Raw genomic sequence first — 16,329 nt, 5'->3', positions numbered from 1 at the left:
GGTTTTGTATGAAAAAAATAGCCCCCATCGCATATATAACATGTATTGGCTTGTTGCTAAGCTCGATATTTGGATGCACGCCAACCGTCAAAGTAGAAGCGTCAGACAAGCCCATTACAATCAATTTAAATGTAAAGATTGAACACGAAATTCGAGTCAAGGTTGATAAAGAGCTAGACTCCATACTGTCTGAAGATTCAGGCTTATTTTAAGAGGAACGATGATGAAATACGTACAAATTTTATTAACTGTTTTTATGCTCACACTATCAACAGTTTCTTTAGCCATTGATCTACATAGTGCAAAAGATCAAGGTTTAGTGGGAGAAACGCCGAACGGGTATTTAGCCAGCCCCGTTAGTGCTCCATCAGCTGACATTAAAGCACTCATCAGTGATATTAATGCCAAACGGAAACAAAAATATGCCCAAGTTGCAGCAAAAGTTGCTAAGCCATTAAGCGTCGTTGAACAACTGGCAGGGAAAAAAGCTATTGAAAAAACAAGCAAAGGGCATTTTATTCAATTTCCAGATGGCCAATGGGTCAAAAAGTAACGACAAACGCTTATCCCTTTAACTTTGAAACTATTTGGCTTTTAGCATTAAGCGCTTGTACATGCCTGAGTAGTTAAAGTTTATTGGCATCAATTTCTTCAGTGACAGGCATAACATATTATCGAATACTACGGAGTAGTATCTGTCTACACTGTACGCTGCTGAGCAAGAAGTTAAATTAAATACTGTGTTATATTAGGCTCCAGCAAATACTCGGAATTCACTTCTTTATTCATTTTTTTATGCTCTAACCAGCACAAAAATAGCGTGATACCATAATGGACACGGCTATACCTAAACTTTCAATCTACTTTGTCGGTGACGTTTGTGAGCACACTGTTTTATCCCATCCAACTTCTTCGTTCTACAACAAGCTTTATTTACACCTTATTTCTATTAAGTGTTTTGTTTATTAGCGGTTGTAGCACAATACCACCGATCGATAAAAAGGAACCAGTAATAACTGCACCGGTATGCCCTGTGTGTAAACCAACGACTTGCCCTAAAGTTGCTGAACCCATAAAAAAAGTAGCTAAAAAAACAAGAGGGGAGTTAAATCTACCCGTGATAGGAGGCGTTGAAAATGTTGTTGTTGAGCCTCTAAATTTAAAATTTGAAGCACGTATAGATACCGGAGCAAAATCCACCTCGATACATGCAGAAAACATCCAGCTCATTGAACGTGAAGGCAAGCGCTTTGTGCGCTTTTCATTATACGATAGTAAAACCAAATCACTCGTTGAGGTAGAACGTCGTTTTCGTAGGCGAGTAATTATCAAACAGCAAGATGGAAATAATGAAATGCGATACGTCGTCACATTATGGTTAACTCTTGGCAAGAATAAAGATGAGGTTGAAGTGAACTTGACCGACCGATCTGCCTTTGACTATCAGCTATTAGTTGGGCGTAATTTATTAACTGACCGAGCTATAGTTGATGTTAGTTTACGTCATACCTTAAGGCCTTAAAACTTGTCATCTACACATAAAATCACCATCATCGCGCTATTTATGATCCTGCTCGGTCTTGGCTTGACCTTGTACAAAAATATAGTGTTAGGGTTCCCGCTTTTACCGGGTATTAGAGAAGATGTTTGGACAATAGAATCCAAAATAAACCTTAAACCCCTACATGAAGGGCCTGTTCAAATAGCGCTAACCTTACCTGAAGAAGATGCTGGTTGGGTGTCTTTAGACGACCACTTTGCCTCATCTGGCTTTAATTTTTCAGTGACTGAACAAAACGGTCATAGACGAGCACATTGGACACGTGAAACAATGGAGCGGGCTACGACCTTGTTTTATAAAAAACAAGTTTATCGTATGCGAGACAGGGCGCTCACAGACCGAGTTGTCCCTAATGTTGAGCTGCCTATTTTAACCACCACGAATGAAGAGGTGATGGAAAAGGTGGTCGAATCCTTAAAGACAAAATCGACAACGCCCGCAGAGTTTTCCACTTTATTATTCGACAGTATCAACCTGCCGCAACCCGACCCAGACATGAGCTTTCTTTTGTCGAGCTATGGTGGCGTACATCTAGATGTGGTTATGGATGTTCTAGCTTATGCCAACATTCCAGCACAACTCATTAAAGGCATTTTCTTGGAAGATGGTCGACGTCGACAACGTATCAGCAGCCTTGTTGAAATAGTCGCTGGCGATCGCTGGTTAATTTTTGACCCTACAACAGGTGCTGAAGGGCTGCCGGATAACTTTTTTGTTTGGCAACACGGTTCCACCTCAATATTAGACGTCATTGGAGGGCGCAACTCGTCCATTGAGTTTGCGTTAGTAAAAAACACATTACCTCTTAAATCCATCCTTTTCATGGAAGGGCATCTTGAAGAACAACCCTTATTAGATTTTTCAATTTATGCTCTACCTGTAGAGCAACAAGGTATTTTTAAGGGCTTATTACTGATACCAGTGGGTGCTTTAATCATCGTTTTACTGCGAATACTGGTTGGCTTAAAAACATCTGGCACCTTTATGCCTATTCTGATTGCACTCGCCTTTATTCAAACCTCACTCTTAGTGGGATTGGGTATTTTCCTTACCGTGGTCGGCTTCGGCTTATGGATACGCTATTATTTGTCTTACCTCAATTTATTATTAGTAGCACGAATAACCGCTGTGGTCATCGTGGTTATTCTATTAATGGCAGGTTTAAGTATTATTAGTTATAAACTTGGCTTTCACCAGGCTTTAACAATCACCTTTTTCCCAACCATTATTCTTGCTTGGACTATCGAAAGAATGTCACTTTTATGGGAAGAAGAGGGCGCGCACGAAGTCTTAGTACAAGGAGGCGGGAGCCTATTAGCGGCCATTTTGGTTTACTTAACCATGTCAATGTCGATGGTAGAGCACCTTACCTTTAATTTCCCCGAGTTAATGATCAGCCTACTGGGCATTGTTTTATTATTAGGTAAATACACTGGTTATCGCTTGTTTGAACTGTATCGTTTTCGTGCTTTTGGCCACACTGAATGAAGTGGGTATCGCCTAAAAAACTAAGGGAACTTGGCATCCTTGGTATGAACAGCCGAAACATTGATTATATCGGCCGTTCAAATGACAGGCGTCTTTTTCCATTAGTAGATGACAAGCTAAAAACTAAAAGACTCGCTGAAAAATTTGGCATGTCTGTGCCTCGACTTTTTGCTGTTATTAATAATCAACATGACATACAAACATTAGAAAACCAACTTAGTGGGCGAGACCAGTTTGTTATTAAACCAGCGCAGGGCAGTGGTGGAAAAGGCATTTTAGTCATAGCCGAACGTGTAGACGATCAATACATCAAATCCAGTGGCCCCTCGCTTAAACTAAGGGACTTAAAACATCATGCCACCAATATATTAAGCGGTTTGTATAGTTTGGGTGGCCGCCCCGATGTTGTCATGATCGAAGACATGATTGTTTTCGACCCTATTTTTTCACCGTACAGCTATGAAGGCGTTCCAGACATAAGAGTTATCGTTTATAAAGGATACCCTGTTATGGCCATGCTTCGTTGCTCAACCCATGCATCAGATGGCAAAGCGAACTTACACCAAGGTGCCGTCGGGGTAGGGCTTGATATAAACACAGGAAAAAGCCTTTTCGCAGTGCAAAATAATATTAAAATTGAAAAGCACCCAGACACTGGGTTTAGCTTTGATCAGCTAGTAATTCCTAACTGGGACCATATTTTACAGCTCGCCTCTCATTGTTATGAAATGGTCGGCTTGGGTTACTTTGGCGCTGATATTGTATTGGATAAAAATAAAGGCCCTATGATCTTAGAACTCAATGCTCGCCCAGGCCTCGCTATTCAGGTTGCAAACCAAACCGGTTTAACCAAACGACTTCAACATATCGATCAACATATATTAGCTATGACACATGACGTTGAGGCGCGCATCGCGCTAGCAAAACAATGGTTTGCTAACTCCCTACGCAACGCCTAACCCTGTACTATATATTTAAAAACAACAGGTAATGACATTGAAGCACCCAGCAAATAACTAATATGTAACCATTACAGAGTTTAAATAAATGGTAGAACCCGAAAAAAAAATCATACAAAGAGAGAAGTTAATACAAGCAGGGCAAATGCATTTAGTGCATTGGTTAATTGTATTGCTTTCTATTGTACTAACTTTTACAGCTTGGCAATTTTCTAGGTTGCAACTTAATCAAAAACTTGAAACTAAATTTCATCGTAATGCAGAGCAAGTTGTTAACTCAGTAAAAGAAAGAATGAAGCTTTATGAAAATGCACTTTGGAGCAGTGTCGCATTCATTGATGCAGTTGACACACCGATTACCTACAGAACATGGCTATCTTATTCACGGAGCCTTAAAATAGACGCTACCTATCCTGGCATTAATGGGATTGGTGTTATTTATAATATCCAACCACCTCAACTGGATAGTTATCTACTAAAACAGCGAGAACTTAGGCCGCATTTCAGCATACACCCTAAGCATCATGAATCTGAATATTGGCCCATTACCTATATTGAACCCGCATTACCGAATCAAAAAGCGATAGGCCTCGATATGGCTTTTGAGAAGAATCGCTATGTATCCATTCAAAAAGCACGTGATTCAGGGCAGGCTCAGTTAACAGGACCAATTACCCTAGTACAAGACGCAAAAAAAACGCCCGGGTTTTTATTCTACACACCCTTTTATGAAAATGGTGCTAAGCCAGACAGCCTTGAAACACGAAGAGCGTTAATTGAGGGTGTGACGTACGCCCCGTTCATTATGAAAAACCTTATGCAAGGCACCTTGGCTGAAAAATATAGGCATGTCAGTATTCAAATACATGATAACGGACAATTGTTATTTGACGATCATGCTGATAGAAACCTCGATGATGTAGATCAGGATCCGCTGTTTAGCAAAGAAGAACATGTCGAGTTATATGGCCGAGTATGGACTTTTTCAATTCAATCAAATTTGGCCTTTAGGAATGAATTTTCGTCAAACCAATCCGCATTCATCTTAATTGGCGGCTTAGTAATCGATGCCTTATTACTTACACTCTTTTTATTATTAACTAAAGCTAATCGCGAAGCACTAGCCTATGCCGATAAAACAACTCAAGCCCTAAAAGAAAAAACAATTAATTTAGAAAAATCAAATAGTGATTTAGAACAGTTCTCATATGTTGCCTCACATGACCTTAAATCGCCTCTCAATGCGATCACAAACCTCGTAGAATGGATAACTGAAGACTGCCAAGATATTATTCCTGACGAATCAAAAAAGCACTTGGCGTTATTAACTCAGCGTAGTGGCCGTATGATGAGGTTACTGGATGACCTTCTTGAATACTCACGTATTAATCGCAATAAATTTAAAAATGAGCCTGTAAACTTAAAAGATATCAGCACAGATGTGTTTTCAATGCAGGATAAGACAGAGGGATTTACATTATCTGCGCCAGATGTAGAAATAACTATCCCTAAAACACCCTTAGAAATAGTACTCAGAAACTTGATTTCAAATGCAATAAAACATCATGAAAGTAAAAGTGGTGCTATTAATGTCTTATATGAAAGCAATCCAGATTACCATATTATTATCGTTGAGGATGATGGCCCGGGCATTCCATTAGAATTACATGAAAAAGCACTGGAAATGTTTCAAACATTAAAGCCGAGAGATAAAGTGGAAGGCAGCGGTATGGGATTAGCGATGATTAAACGAATTGTCGAACATTACAAAGGCAAGATATTAATTACTTCTGATGGTAAACACGGAACAAAGATATCTATTTATTGGCCACTATCAAATTCATAAATATTGACATTATGGAAGGATAAACTATGAAGACTAACTCAAAAGACGTAACCTTATTATTAGTTGAAGATGATGATATTGATGCCATGACAATTGAGCGGGGCTTTCTTAAACAACGCATCGCCAACCCAATCGTTAGAGCTTACGATGGTATAGAGGCATTAGAGTTATTAAGAAGCAATAAAGTATCTCGCCCATTGATCATCTTACTGGATTTACAAATGCCAAGAATGGGCGGTATTGAGTTCTTAAAACAGTTACGTGCAGATGAAACTTTGTCTGATTTAGTTGTTTTTGTATTAACAACCTCTAAATCTGAAGAAGATATGTTATCAAGCTACAAACAACATATCGCAGGATATTTTATAAAAGGCGATTCAGGCGAAAAGTTTTTAGACATTGTGAATGTTTTAGATAGTTATTGGAAAATTGTCCAATTACCTAAATGAAAAACAATAAAACCAAATAATATAAAACTTAGCAACTATACTGATTTTAATAGCTGGTTAACTTTGGAAAGCGTGTCAAGATATGAATATACTAATAGTTGATGATGATATTGTTGACAGAGAACTTATTACAAGGACTTTAAAGCGCAGCAATATATCGTGTGAAATTTCGGGTGTAGAGTCAGTAGATCAAGGACTTGAACAATTAAAAAAAACGGAATTTGATGCCGTTTTACTCGATTATAACTTACCAAAACGTAATGGTATTGAGTTATTAGTTGAACTGAGAAGCGTCCATGAACGACATGACATCCCAGTTATAATGATGAGCACGTCAAAAGACGACGAACTAGCGCTTAACTGTATTAACGCAGGCGCGCAAGATTTCCTTGTGAAAACTGAAATAAACGTTTTTCGATTACAAAGAGCCATTGTTAATTCACATGCGAGAGCTGATCTAGAAAAACGTCTCTATCAAAGCTATCAACACACTAAAGAACTTGCAGAACAAGATAGTTTAACTGGCATATCCAGCCGTTATCATTTTGATGAATCTTTGAGTAATGATTTAAAAAGTAACGAAAGAAATAAAACAACGCTCGCGTTATTATTAATTGACCTCGACCATTTCAAATACGTTAACGATAATTATGGACATGACATTGGTGACAGCTTATTAATAGAAGTAGTCAACCGAATACATCGTTGCTTAAGAGGAAATGAATTATTTGCTCGTCTTGGTGGTGACGAATTTGCAATAACCTTAACCAATATAAACTCAGCTAATAATGCCACGCATGTTGCACAACGTATTATAGATGCATTAAGTGAGCCATTTACGATTGATAATCACATCATCACTTCAGCAGCGAGTATTGGTATTTCCATTTCTCCAGATGATAGCGTTAACCCAAAAGAACTATTTAAATACGCTGATATAGCAATGTATAAAGCTAAAAGCAAAGGGCGTAATCAATTTTCGTTTTTCGAAGAAGCAATGCAAGTAGAGTTTTTATCGAATTTTCATATTGAAAATCAGTTAAAAGAAGCGCTTAAAAATAAACATTTTAACCTGCATTACCAACCTGTTATGGATCCAAAGACTCAACAGTTAACAGGGGTAGAAGCATTAATTCGCTGGGAAGTCGATGGTGTAGCAATAAGCCCAGATAAGTTTATACCTATTGCTGAAAAATCTAGGTTAATTTTAGATATTGGTCAATGGGTGATTGAACAAGCGATAAAACGATTAAGTGATTTAAATCTAAACCATTCGCAATCAATTACTATGGCTATTAACTTATCAGCGGTACAGTTAACAAATGACAGTGTAATCGACGTCATTCACGACTGTATAAAACAATATAATGTCGATGCCAATTTAATTGAATTTGAAATAACAGAAACAGCCTTAATTGTTGAACCAGAAAAAACGGTGAAAATAATACAAGCAATCAGTGATTTAGGTTGCAAAATATCACTGGATGACTTTGGTACTGGCTTTTCTTCATTGTCGCACTTACATAGCTTTCCTATTGATATTGTAAAAATAGACAAATCTTTAATGCCTAGTTATTTCTCAACAGAAAAAGTGAAAAAATTATTATCAGGTTTAATTGTCATGCTTAAATCTTTAAAGCTTCAAATTGTTGCCGAAGGTGTTGAAACACAGGATGATTTAGATTTATGTATAAATTTAGGCGTTGATAAAGTTCAAGGCTACTTTTTTGATAAAGCACTGCCAGTTGATGTGTTTGAACGGAAATATTTACAACTAAATAACAAAAAAGTGCTGTAAAACTTTATACCGTCATTAATTAAACATCTTAAGCTTTTTGTACTCAGCAAAAGTTTTAATTCAGGAAGTACGCTTTCATCAAACGGGCTGAAGTCATCATAGTCTTCTTACTTAGCCTAAAGAATAATTTTAAGTAATATATATATTTACGCACCTGCTAGGGTGTTGACTATCTTTTTCAATAGAGTGTTTATCCGAAACTGCAATAAAAAAGCCCCAGCACGATTAAATGCTGAGGCCTTGTTATTCAATGGTGCCTGGGGCCGGAATCGAACCGGCACGACTGTTAAGGTCGCGGGATTTTAAGTCCCGTGTGTCTACCAATTTCACCACCCAGGCAATCAAATTGAGCGCGAATTTTACCCTATGATGACGATAATGACGAGTGGAAATTATTATAAATTTATAAATTTTTTAGCAGACCTTCATTAATGGCCAATTTAACAAGTTCGATATCGTTAGAAACGCCTAGTTTTTCGTGTGCTCGATAGCGATGCGTGTTAACTGTTTTGGGGCTGATCGATAATGAATTCGCAATATCTGCAATTCTATGGCCATCAACAATTTTTGTTACTATTTGTAACTCTCTACTGCTTAACTGGCTAAAAACATTCTTTTCTGGTTCTTGCCCACTGAAGATTAAGTTGGTTGCCACTGCAGAGGACAGGTAGTTTTTACCTTGGTAAACCGACATAATCGCGCTTGTCATTTCATTAACCGCGCAGCCTTTATTGATATAACCTTTAGCACCTAACTTTATAGCCTGATGCGGGATAGGGCCATCGTCATACACACTTAGGGCAATAATTTTAGAACTGGGTTCGCGCCTTAATATTCGTTTCAAAGCTTCGGCGCCACCTATACCCGGCATATTTAAGTCCATTAGGATAACGTCTGGCTTGAGTTGTTCGGCTAATTTAACGGCTTCTTCACCCGATGAGCCAATCGCCACAACTTCAATATCCGGGTCAGATTGCAAGATGTGCTCTATACCACTTCTAACTAACTCATGATCGTCAACAAGTAGAACCTTAATACTATTCGAATTCATTAGATATTGATTTTCTTCAATTAATTAACCTAGCGCTCATCTTGACTAGCATAGACTAAATCAAAGATAATGCCCACGCTTTTTGGTATTAGGCCTTAGCCTAATTAAAAGGGAAGTTGGTACGATTTAATCAAACCCAACGCTGCCCCCGCAACGGTATATAAGTAACATGTATCAACAGCCACTGTGTCAAAACATGGGAAGGCGATACATCGGTTAACAGAACATTAGCCACTTATGAGCCCGGAGACCTGCCAAAGGCAAACCGGTACGTTGCGGGTGGGCAACTGGGCTGACGTTGGTTTCCTTTATTCAACTTCATCACATTTCCTCACGTGCGTCTTTTAACTGGCGCGGGGCTGCGCCTTCTAACGAGGAAATCTCATGAAAAAAACCCTTTTGGCTGCAAGCGTTGCCGCCGTTATACCTTTTACTCCTTCAATTGTATTCGCCAGTGATGATGCGCTTATTGTGACGGCTACACGTACGGCTCAAACGGCTGATGAAACATTGGCCTCTGTCTCGGTTGTGACCAAAGAAGAGATCGAAAAGTATCAATATAAAACGGTTGCAGAGGCTATTTCAGGACTTCCTGGTGTAACGATTGCCAACACAGGTGGTTTAGGCAAGCAAACGTCATTATTTTTACGCGGTACAGAGTCTAACCATACCCAGGTTTTATTAAACGGCGTTAAGTTGGCAACGAATGCATTTGGTGCGCCTCAAATTGAGCATATTCCACTTAACCAAATTGAGCGTATTGAGTTGGTTCGTGGGCCGCAATCAAGCTTATATGGCTCTGGTTCTATTGGTGGAACTATTCAAATTTTCACTAAAAAGGGAAGCGGTGAGCTAACACCTCATCTTTCGGTTGGTTTTGGTACGCATGATACGAAAGAAACCACGTTTGGCATTTCTGGTGGAGATGCATCTAATTGGTATAGCTTAAGCGGCGGCTATACAGAAACAAATGGTTTTAACAGCTGTGATGGTCGAAGTGGCACATTATTTATTGGTTGTTTCGCTACCGAGCCTGACGACGATGCTTATAGAAACACTAATGCCTCTATACGAGCAGGGCACCGCTTTGCAAACTCTGCTGAGCTAGAGTTTTTTAGCTTATACAGTGAGGGGCAAAGTGAATACGATGGTTATTTCAACACAACGGACTTTTTGCAACATACCTTTGGTGCTAAGTTGACGGCTGATGTGTCAGATAGATGGACTGTAAAAGCAACCTTAAGCCAAGGCAGAATTGAGGCTGATAACGAAGGAGCATTTGCAGCCAGTTTTGCTGATAATCAACAAGACCATTTTAGCCTGCAAAATGACTTTCAAATTAATGATGAACACGTGTTGGTGTTAGGTTATGACTACGAAGATGACAAAATAAAAGAATCGGGTGGCTTCACAGAAACCAATCGTCATAGCAATGCCGTTTTTGCTCAATTATTAGGTGAATATGGTGCGCATTCTTACCAATTAGCCGTTAGAAATGAAGATAATGAGCAGTTTGGTAGCAATACCACGGGTAACATTGCTTGGGGTACGTCGCTTTCTAATAATTTACGCTTAAACGCATCGTTTGGAACAGCTTTTGTTGCGCCAGCCCTTGTTGATCTTTATTCTCCATTTGGTGCAAACCCTAATCTAGATGCTGAGCGCTCTAAGTCCTTTGAACTAGGTTTAGTGGGCAAACACGCAGATATTACGTGGTCGGCAAGTGCTTACCGTACAAAAATTAAAGACTTGATTGCACTGGATAGTTTATGGGTTCCTCAAAATATTTCCGAGGCATTGATAAAAGGGCTTGAGCTTCAAGCAGCCACTGATATTGCTGGAATAAATGTCGATGGCCAGTTTTCTTGGATTGACCCTGAAAATAAAAGCGGCGGCGTAAACGATGGTAATGTGTTGGCTAGACGTGCTGAACAAACCTTTACCTTGAATGCCAATAAAGCATTTGGTGATTTTAGTTTTGCAAGTAAGGTGTTTGTGTCGGGCCGTCGCTTTGATGATGTTGCAAACAATCGCCGTCTTGCCGGTTTTACCACCGTCGATTTAGTGGGTGCTTATAAAATAAACAAGGACTTAACAGCACAAGTAAAAGTTGCTAATTTATTTAATGAAGAATATGAAACAGTAGCGGGTTACAACACAGATGATGCGAATGTATTTTTCTCATTAAGCTATCAACCGGCTAATTAGTCTCGTTAGCAGTTTTTAGATGGACTAGGGGGAGGGCCTATGCCTTCTCCCTTTTTTTATGCTGCCAAGGTAAAACCCATTGGCTCCCTTGGTGCTCGCCAAAAATTGCATCAACACCATAAACAGCCTGCATGTTTTCAGTCGTTAGTACTTCGTTGGCGATACCTTCAGATGTTTTTATCCCGTTATTCAGTAAAACAAGATTCTCACAATACCTCATCGCTAAGTGCAGTTCATGTAAAACAATAATGACTGTTTTTCCTTTTTTCGCCAGCGTTTGCAATAACGCCATTACCTCAATTTGATGCCGTGGGTCGAGCGATACGATCGGCTCATCTGCTAGTAAAATAGGGCTCTCTGTGGCCAGCGCTCGGGCTAACATAACCCGTGCTCGCTCACCGCCAGATAGCTCATTAACCGAGCGGCCGATTAGGTGTTCTATATCCACTTCTTTAATAGCTTTTTCTACTGCCTGTAAACTCAAATTGTCTGCATGATGGCCATCATTATGCGGGTGCCTGCCTAACATAACGACCCGTTCAACGGTTAACGGCCAATGGCATTCGCCGAGTTGCGGCAAATAGGTTATTTCTTTCGCTAATTCAAGCGCTTGCAAGGCGTGAATGTCTTTGCCTGCCAAACGTATTACACCCGATTCAATCGGCAGTAAACCAGCTAAGGCACGCATCAGCGTGGATTTACCGGCTCCATTAGGGCCAATTAATCCAGTGAGTTTTCCTGCTGGAAACTGAATACTCATATTTTTTAATATGCTGTGGCCGGATAAACTAACAGCTATGTTTGATGCCACTAAACTCATGACAGCCACTCTCGTCTGGATTTTAAAATTAAATGTAAAAAGAAAGGGGCGCCTAATAAGGCGGTTAATACGCCAATTTTAAGTTCTTGTTGCGTCGGTATTAAACGAACAAGCATATCGGCTGCTAATAGTAATATAGCACCACCCAGTGCGCTGCATATTAATAGCCGCCCGGGTTGGTAGCCCACATATGGCCGCAGTAAGTGGGGGACTACTAAGCCTACAAAGCCAATACCACCGCTTACCGATACCGCAGAACCAACTGCTAAGGCAACGCCTAAAATAATACGTCGATTAAGCTTTGCCAAGTTAACACCCAAGGATTGGGCGGTGTCTTCACCGAGTGAGAGTACATCTAAATCGCGCCGTCCTTTTAACATTAACCACCAGCCTAATAGGGTTGGCAGCAAAATTAACCAAACGTGTGTAAAGCTTCTCTCGGCTAAGGAGCCCATTAACCAGAAAAATATTTCAAGAGAAGCATAAGGATTAGGCGATAAGTTGAGCGCTAACGCTGTTAAGGCCGCTGCAAGGCTACTAACAGCGACGCCCGCCAATATTAGGGTGAGCATGCTGCTATTTTTACCGGTTAATAAGTACAGAAAAACAACCGCTAATAAAGCACCGGCTATCCCCCCGAGCGGTAATGCCATTGGGAAAACAGCGCTTAAGCCAAAGTAAAAAACAATCACTGCGCCCAAGGCGGCACTGCTTGATACACCGATAACACCGGGTTCGGCTAATGGATTTCTAACCATGCCTTGTAAGGCCGCGCCGGATAAACCTAATGACGCGCCAATCAGCACAGCGAGTAGGGTGCGGGGTAAACGAATTTCTTCAAATACAATAGACTCTAATGTGGAATTGTTATTAAGAATGCTTTTTAAGCTATTGATAATACTTATATTTAATTCACCTATTATTAATGAAAATGCCATTAACACTAACAGGCCCATTGATAAGATTGCTGTTAAACGGGTTTCGTTATGGTTAGTCATTAAGCGAGTTTGCATGGGTGTATTAAAGGGGTTGCGCTAATAATTGCTGCTGTAGGTAACTCGCTGCAGCGAAACTAGACGGTCCTGCACAACTCCAATATCTATCAGGAATGGTTATTCTTTTTACCTGTTTGAGCGCTGCATACCGATGGATGGCCTGGTGCTGCAAAATTTGGTGCGCTAAGCTGTTGGTGTTGTTATTGGAGCGTCCTAATAGAAGAATGTCTGGCTTTGATGCCAGTAGAGATTCTAGCGATAGCGGGGCAACATAATCTAAATTCAACTCCGCAGCAATATTTCTTAGCCCCGCCATTGTTAAAATTTCATTGACGATAGTCTGCTGGCCTGCGGTAAAGCCATTGGCATAGTAAACAGCTGCTCGTTGAGATCTGTTATCTTGTGCCGCAATGATGTTAGCTAACTGTTTGCGCATAGCCAGAACAAGCGCCTCGGCACGAGCAGGTTCGCCAATTTGCTGACCTAAAAAGCGCACTTGCTGAAAAATGCCGTCACTGTTAATAGGTAAGCCTAACTTGATCACCTTATAACCTAACTCTTCAAGTAGCTGGTTAGTTGGTTGGGCGGTAAATTCACCAGCAACAATTAAGTCTGGCTTAAGTGCCATAATCTCTTCAATACGGCTACTATGTTGATGATATTGAGCCGCTTTTTGGTATAAATAAGAGGCTTCTGGGTTCGCTGCTAATGGCGTAATAGCAATTAACCGCTCGGGCGGTAATAGTGCCATTAATAGCTGATCGGCACATAGGTTTAACGAAACAATTCGCTGAGGTTTTGCTAGTACATTAGCGCTGATCAATAAGCTGATAAAAAAGGCGATGAGTCGCTGTGTTTGTTTCAATTGCATGCCAGTAATTATACGGCTATTTAACAAAAAACAAGGGATATAAAAAAGGCTAAACCTGAAGATAAGGTTTAGCCTTTTTGTTGACTCACTAAAAAATGTAACCTTTCTTACATAACAATCTGCCAGATATAAGAGATTAATAATGCAACTTGAACAACAAAGAAGATACCGCGAATCAGCACAGCAATAGCTGAAGTAGAAATCAGATGTACGATAGATTGAGCCACTCTAGCATACAGAATGTACATAACGGTTGGTTCCAATAAAGCCATTTGACCCGCCAAAGAGGCCGTTAATACGACGGCAGCAAAAACCGGTAGCAGTTCAAGGCTGTTTAAGTGTGCACGGGTTAATCGTTGACCAAATCCGGGTACATCTGAGCCATCCGGTTTAAAGCCGTTTATAGGAATACCGCGCTTAAGAACAAGGTCACTAACCGCACGAAATGTGGCTATCGATAAAACAAGAATTAAGGTCCAAAACGCGAACCCGCCTAGGGCTACAACTGCATTACTCATATTTATATCTCCTAAACTTATTATTAGTTTGTATCACTGTTCACCAACATAGTGATTCAGATATAGTATCAGAGTATTTAATTAACCCTTAATGAAAAGGCTCCTCTATGAAATTACTCAATGTTGGTTTACTCGGTCATGAAATTCCTTGCCTATTAGACAGTAACAATAGAATTCGCTCTTTAGAGGGTGTGTGTGATGTTATTTCATCTGATTTTTTAGCCAACGATGGTTTACAGGCACTGAAAAACCTCGATGTTGATAGTCTGCCCATTATAGAAAAGCCTGACCGCATTGCTGCGCCGTTATTAAACCCAGGCAAGATCATTGCTGTTGGTTTAAATTATGATGAGCACATTAAAGAAACAGGGGGCAAGCAGCAAGACGAGCCGGTGCTATTTACCAAAGCAGTTAGTGCTTTAAGCGGCCCCTTTGATCTTATTGAACGACCTAAAGGCGCGACACAAGTGGACTGGGAGATAGAGCTTGTCGTTATTATTGGTAAGCCAGCTCGGTATATTTCAGAAGACGATGCAGAAGCGCATATTGCTGGTTTCTGTACGGGCATTGATGTATCTGAGCGATATTTTCAAAAAAGTCGAAGTGGCCAGTGGCTTAAAGGTAAAAGTGCAGATACCTTTGCACCTATTGGGCCATATTTTGTGACCTTGGATGAGTTTAAACAGTACCAATCATGCGCTGTGAGCTTAGATGTTAATGGTAAACGGATGCAGGCCAGCAATACCGATACGATGATACATTCGGTTAAGAAATTGGTGAGTTATATTAATGAGTTTATGAGCCTTCAACCGGGTGATTTAATTTTTACCGGCACGCCAGAAGGAGTAGGGCTTGGTATGAACCCACCACAGTTTCTTAAAGCAGGCGACAAAGTGGTTGCCGAAGTCGAAGGACTCGGTACTCAACAGCATAACGTTGTTGATTATAGCGCTTAGAAACTAGCAAAATATTATGGCTGGTCAAAATTAGACCAGTTTTTATAAGTAGTCGCCAGCACTACCTTTTTTTCGCTTTACGATACTTCTTCACAAAGTTATCCACAGTTTTAGTGGATAACTTTTAAAAGCCCTTTTCATTCCAACTTGATTTACGTACACTATTCAAGTGTCTTATAGAAAAGAGTTTTATCATGATCGAAAAAGTAACAAAACATGGAGGAGCGCGTGCTGGAGCAGGTCGCAAAAAAGGCTCTTCAAGCTATGGCGAACCTACCAAGGCCGTTAGAATACCAGAAAGCCTTATGGCGACTGTTAGCGAATTACTGGAACACAAAAAGCAAAAAATTAACGCTGAAAAAATACCTTTTCCTAATATTTTTTTACCCGATTTAGATAGCCCCGTACCATCTATCCCACTCTATGGTGTCAGTGTTGCCGCTGGTTTCCCGTCACCGGCCGATGATTACATAGAAAAAAGACTTGACCTGAATGAACTCCTTATTAACAAGCCTGCGGCTACTTTTTTTGTTAGAGCAGAAGGGGAGTCTATGCTGGGCGCTGGTATTCACCCCGATGATATCCTTGTGGTTGATCGATCCGTTCATGCGGGCGTGGGTAAAATAGTTGTTTGTGCTCTAGATGGCGAGTTAACTGTTAAACGGCTGCGCTCAAAAGAAGGTAAATTGGTGCTTGCTCCCGAGAACCCAGATTACCCGGATATACCCATAAAAGAGGAAGTGGACATGGTTATTTGGGGTGTGGTAACGAGCGTTATCCACAATGTATAAAAACCTATAAAAACGCTA

At 40.2% G+C, this 16,329-nt stretch carries 16 protein-coding genes, 1 tRNA gene and 1 riboswitch; of the genes, 11 read left to right on the top strand and 6 right to left on the bottom strand.

Features of this window, described 5'->3' with window-relative positions; genetic code table 11:
* Positions 1-8: 8 nt before the first annotated feature.
* From CYCME_RS06800 to CYCME_RS06765, 8 genes are all read left to right on the top strand, one after another.
* Positions 9-212: a YnbE family lipoprotein gene (locus tag CYCME_RS06800; RefSeq protein WP_016390705.1), complete on the top strand. Its 204-nt coding sequence runs from the start codon at positions 9-11 to the stop codon at positions 210-212.
* 8 nt (positions 213-220) lie between these two features.
* The gene (locus tag CYCME_RS06795) at positions 221-553 is read left to right on the top strand and encodes a YdbL family protein (protein ID WP_020162142.1); all 333 of its coding nucleotides are present in this window, start codon (positions 221-223) and stop codon (positions 551-553) included.
* Positions 554-880: 327 nt separating this feature from the next.
* Positions 881-1,522, top strand: a complete 642-nt coding sequence (locus CYCME_RS06790) for an ATP-dependent zinc protease (RefSeq protein WP_159430355.1) — start codon at positions 881-883, stop codon at positions 1,520-1,522.
* Positions 1,523-1,525: 3 nt separating this feature from the next.
* Positions 1,526-3,049 carry an inactive transglutaminase family protein gene (locus CYCME_RS06785; RefSeq protein ID WP_015005926.1) on the top strand — a complete coding sequence of 508 codons (1,524 nt, stop codon included), beginning with the start codon at positions 1,526-1,528 and terminating at the stop codon, positions 3,047-3,049.
* Entirely contained in the window at positions 3,046-4,008 is a 963-nt protein-coding gene (locus tag CYCME_RS06780; protein WP_020932564.1) for an alpha-L-glutamate ligase-like protein, read from the top strand. The genes CYCME_RS06785 and CYCME_RS06780 overlap by 4 nt, the downstream gene beginning before the upstream one ends.
* Positions 4,009-4,096: 88 nt before the next feature.
* Positions 4,097-5,854, top strand: a complete 1,758-nt coding sequence (locus tag CYCME_RS06775; protein WP_020932563.1) for a CHASE domain-containing protein — start codon at positions 4,097-4,099, stop codon at positions 5,852-5,854.
* Between the two features lie 26 nt (positions 5,855-5,880).
* Positions 5,881-6,303, top strand: coding sequence for a response regulator (locus CYCME_RS06770; protein WP_020932562.1), 423 nt, complete (start codon positions 5,881-5,883; stop codon positions 6,301-6,303).
* Between the two features lie 82 nt (positions 6,304-6,385).
* On the top strand, positions 6,386-8,101 hold the full coding sequence (locus tag CYCME_RS06765; RefSeq protein WP_020932561.1) for a GGDEF domain-containing response regulator: 1,716 nt from the start codon (positions 6,386-6,388) through the stop codon (positions 8,099-8,101).
* A 251-nt stretch (positions 8,102-8,352) separates the two neighbouring features.
* Here the strand turns inward: CYCME_RS06765 and CYCME_RS06760 are convergent.
* Positions 8,353-8,440: transfer RNA gene (locus tag CYCME_RS06760), tRNA-Leu, on the bottom strand.
* Between the two features lie 64 nt (positions 8,441-8,504).
* Positions 8,505-9,152: a response regulator gene (locus CYCME_RS06755; RefSeq protein WP_016390669.1), complete on the bottom strand. Its 648-nt coding sequence runs from the start codon at positions 9,150-9,152 to the stop codon at positions 8,505-8,507.
* A gap of 66 nt (positions 9,153-9,218) precedes the next feature.
* A riboswitch (cobalamin riboswitch) is annotated at positions 9,219-9,426 on the top strand.
* 110 nt (positions 9,427-9,536) lie between these two features.
* Here CYCME_RS06755 and CYCME_RS06750 point away from each other — a divergent pair.
* On the top strand, positions 9,537-11,360 hold the full coding sequence (locus tag CYCME_RS06750) for a TonB-dependent receptor domain-containing protein (protein WP_020932560.1): 1,824 nt from the start codon (positions 9,537-9,539) through the stop codon (positions 11,358-11,360).
* Between the two features lie 37 nt (positions 11,361-11,397).
* Here the strand turns inward: CYCME_RS06750 and CYCME_RS06745 are convergent, their stop codons facing one another.
* The 4 genes from CYCME_RS06745 to CYCME_RS06730 all read right to left on the bottom strand — a co-directional run bounded on the left by CYCME_RS06745 (position 11,398) and on the right by CYCME_RS06730 (position 14,564).
* The gene (locus CYCME_RS06745; RefSeq protein WP_015005946.1) at positions 11,398-12,180 is read right to left on the bottom strand and encodes an ABC transporter ATP-binding protein; all 783 of its coding nucleotides are present in this window, start codon (positions 12,178-12,180) and stop codon (positions 11,398-11,400) included.
* On the bottom strand, positions 12,177-13,178 hold the full coding sequence (locus CYCME_RS06740; RefSeq protein ID WP_041933026.1) for a FecCD family ABC transporter permease: 1,002 nt from the start codon (positions 13,176-13,178) through the stop codon (positions 12,177-12,179). Before CYCME_RS06740 ends, CYCME_RS06745 begins: the two co-directional genes overlap by 4 nt.
* A gap of 22 nt (positions 13,179-13,200) precedes the next feature.
* Positions 13,201-14,046: an ABC transporter substrate-binding protein gene (locus CYCME_RS06735; protein ID WP_020932558.1), complete on the bottom strand. Its 846-nt coding sequence runs from the start codon at positions 14,044-14,046 to the stop codon at positions 13,201-13,203.
* A gap of 107 nt (positions 14,047-14,153) precedes the next feature.
* Positions 14,154-14,564: an MAPEG family protein gene (locus CYCME_RS06730; RefSeq protein ID WP_016390664.1), complete on the bottom strand. Its 411-nt coding sequence runs from the start codon at positions 14,562-14,564 to the stop codon at positions 14,154-14,156.
* 107 nt (positions 14,565-14,671) lie between these two features.
* Between CYCME_RS06730 and CYCME_RS06725 the strand changes: the two genes are divergently transcribed.
* On the top strand, positions 14,672-15,520 hold the full coding sequence (locus CYCME_RS06725; RefSeq protein WP_020932557.1) for a fumarylacetoacetate hydrolase family protein: 849 nt from the start codon (positions 14,672-14,674) through the stop codon (positions 15,518-15,520).
* Between the two features lie 194 nt (positions 15,521-15,714).
* Positions 15,715-16,311 carry a LexA family protein gene (locus tag CYCME_RS06720; protein WP_020932556.1) on the top strand — a complete coding sequence of 199 codons (597 nt, stop codon included), beginning with the start codon at positions 15,715-15,717 and terminating at the stop codon, positions 16,309-16,311.
* Positions 16,312-16,329: the final 18 nt, after the last annotated feature.

The sequence above is a fragment of the Cycloclasticus zancles 78-ME genome (assembly GCF_000442595.1).
Classification (GTDB): Bacteria; Pseudomonadota; Gammaproteobacteria; order Methylococcales; family Cycloclasticaceae; genus Cycloclasticus; species Cycloclasticus pugetii.
Note: the sequence above shows the minus strand (reverse complement) of the source record. Positions and strands in the feature narration are given on the sequence as shown.

Excerpts from the sequence above, each read along its gene's own strand:
- CYCME_RS06800 (WP_016390705.1), top strand. The coding sequence starts at position 9 with ATGAAAAAAATAGCCCCCATCGCATATATAACATGTATTGGCTTGTTG.
- CYCME_RS06795 (WP_020162142.1), top strand. The coding sequence starts at position 221 with ATGATGAAATACGTACAAATTTTATTAACTGTTTTTATGCTCACACTA.
- CYCME_RS06780 (WP_020932564.1), top strand. The coding sequence starts at position 3,046 with ATGAAGTGGGTATCGCCTAAAAAACTAAGGGAACTTGGCATCCTTGGT.
- CYCME_RS06775 (WP_020932563.1), top strand. The coding sequence starts at position 4,097 with ATGGTAGAACCCGAAAAAAAAATCATACAAAGAGAGAAGTTAATACAA.
- CYCME_RS06770 (WP_020932562.1), top strand. The coding sequence starts at position 5,881 with ATGAAGACTAACTCAAAAGACGTAACCTTATTATTAGTTGAAGATGAT.
- CYCME_RS06765 (WP_020932561.1), top strand. The coding sequence starts at position 6,386 with ATGAATATACTAATAGTTGATGATGATATTGTTGACAGAGAACTTATT.
- CYCME_RS06755 (WP_016390669.1), bottom strand. The coding sequence starts at position 9,152 with ATGAATTCGAATAGTATTAAGGTTCTACTTGTTGACGATCATGAGTTA.
- CYCME_RS06750 (WP_020932560.1), top strand. The coding sequence starts at position 9,537 with ATGAAAAAAACCCTTTTGGCTGCAAGCGTTGCCGCCGTTATACCTTTT.
- CYCME_RS06745 (WP_015005946.1), bottom strand. The coding sequence starts at position 12,180 with ATGAGTTTAGTGGCATCAAACATAGCTGTTAGTTTATCCGGCCACAGC.
- CYCME_RS06740 (WP_041933026.1), bottom strand. The coding sequence starts at position 13,178 with ATGACTAACCATAACGAAACCCGTTTAACAGCAATCTTATCAATGGGC.
- CYCME_RS06735 (WP_020932558.1), bottom strand. The coding sequence starts at position 14,046 with ATGCAATTGAAACAAACACAGCGACTCATCGCCTTTTTTATCAGCTTA.
- CYCME_RS06730 (WP_016390664.1), bottom strand. The coding sequence starts at position 14,564 with ATGAGTAATGCAGTTGTAGCCCTAGGCGGGTTCGCGTTTTGGACCTTA.
- CYCME_RS06725 (WP_020932557.1), top strand. The coding sequence starts at position 14,672 with ATGAAATTACTCAATGTTGGTTTACTCGGTCATGAAATTCCTTGCCTA.
- CYCME_RS06720 (WP_020932556.1), top strand. The coding sequence starts at position 15,715 with ATGATCGAAAAAGTAACAAAACATGGAGGAGCGCGTGCTGGAGCAGGT.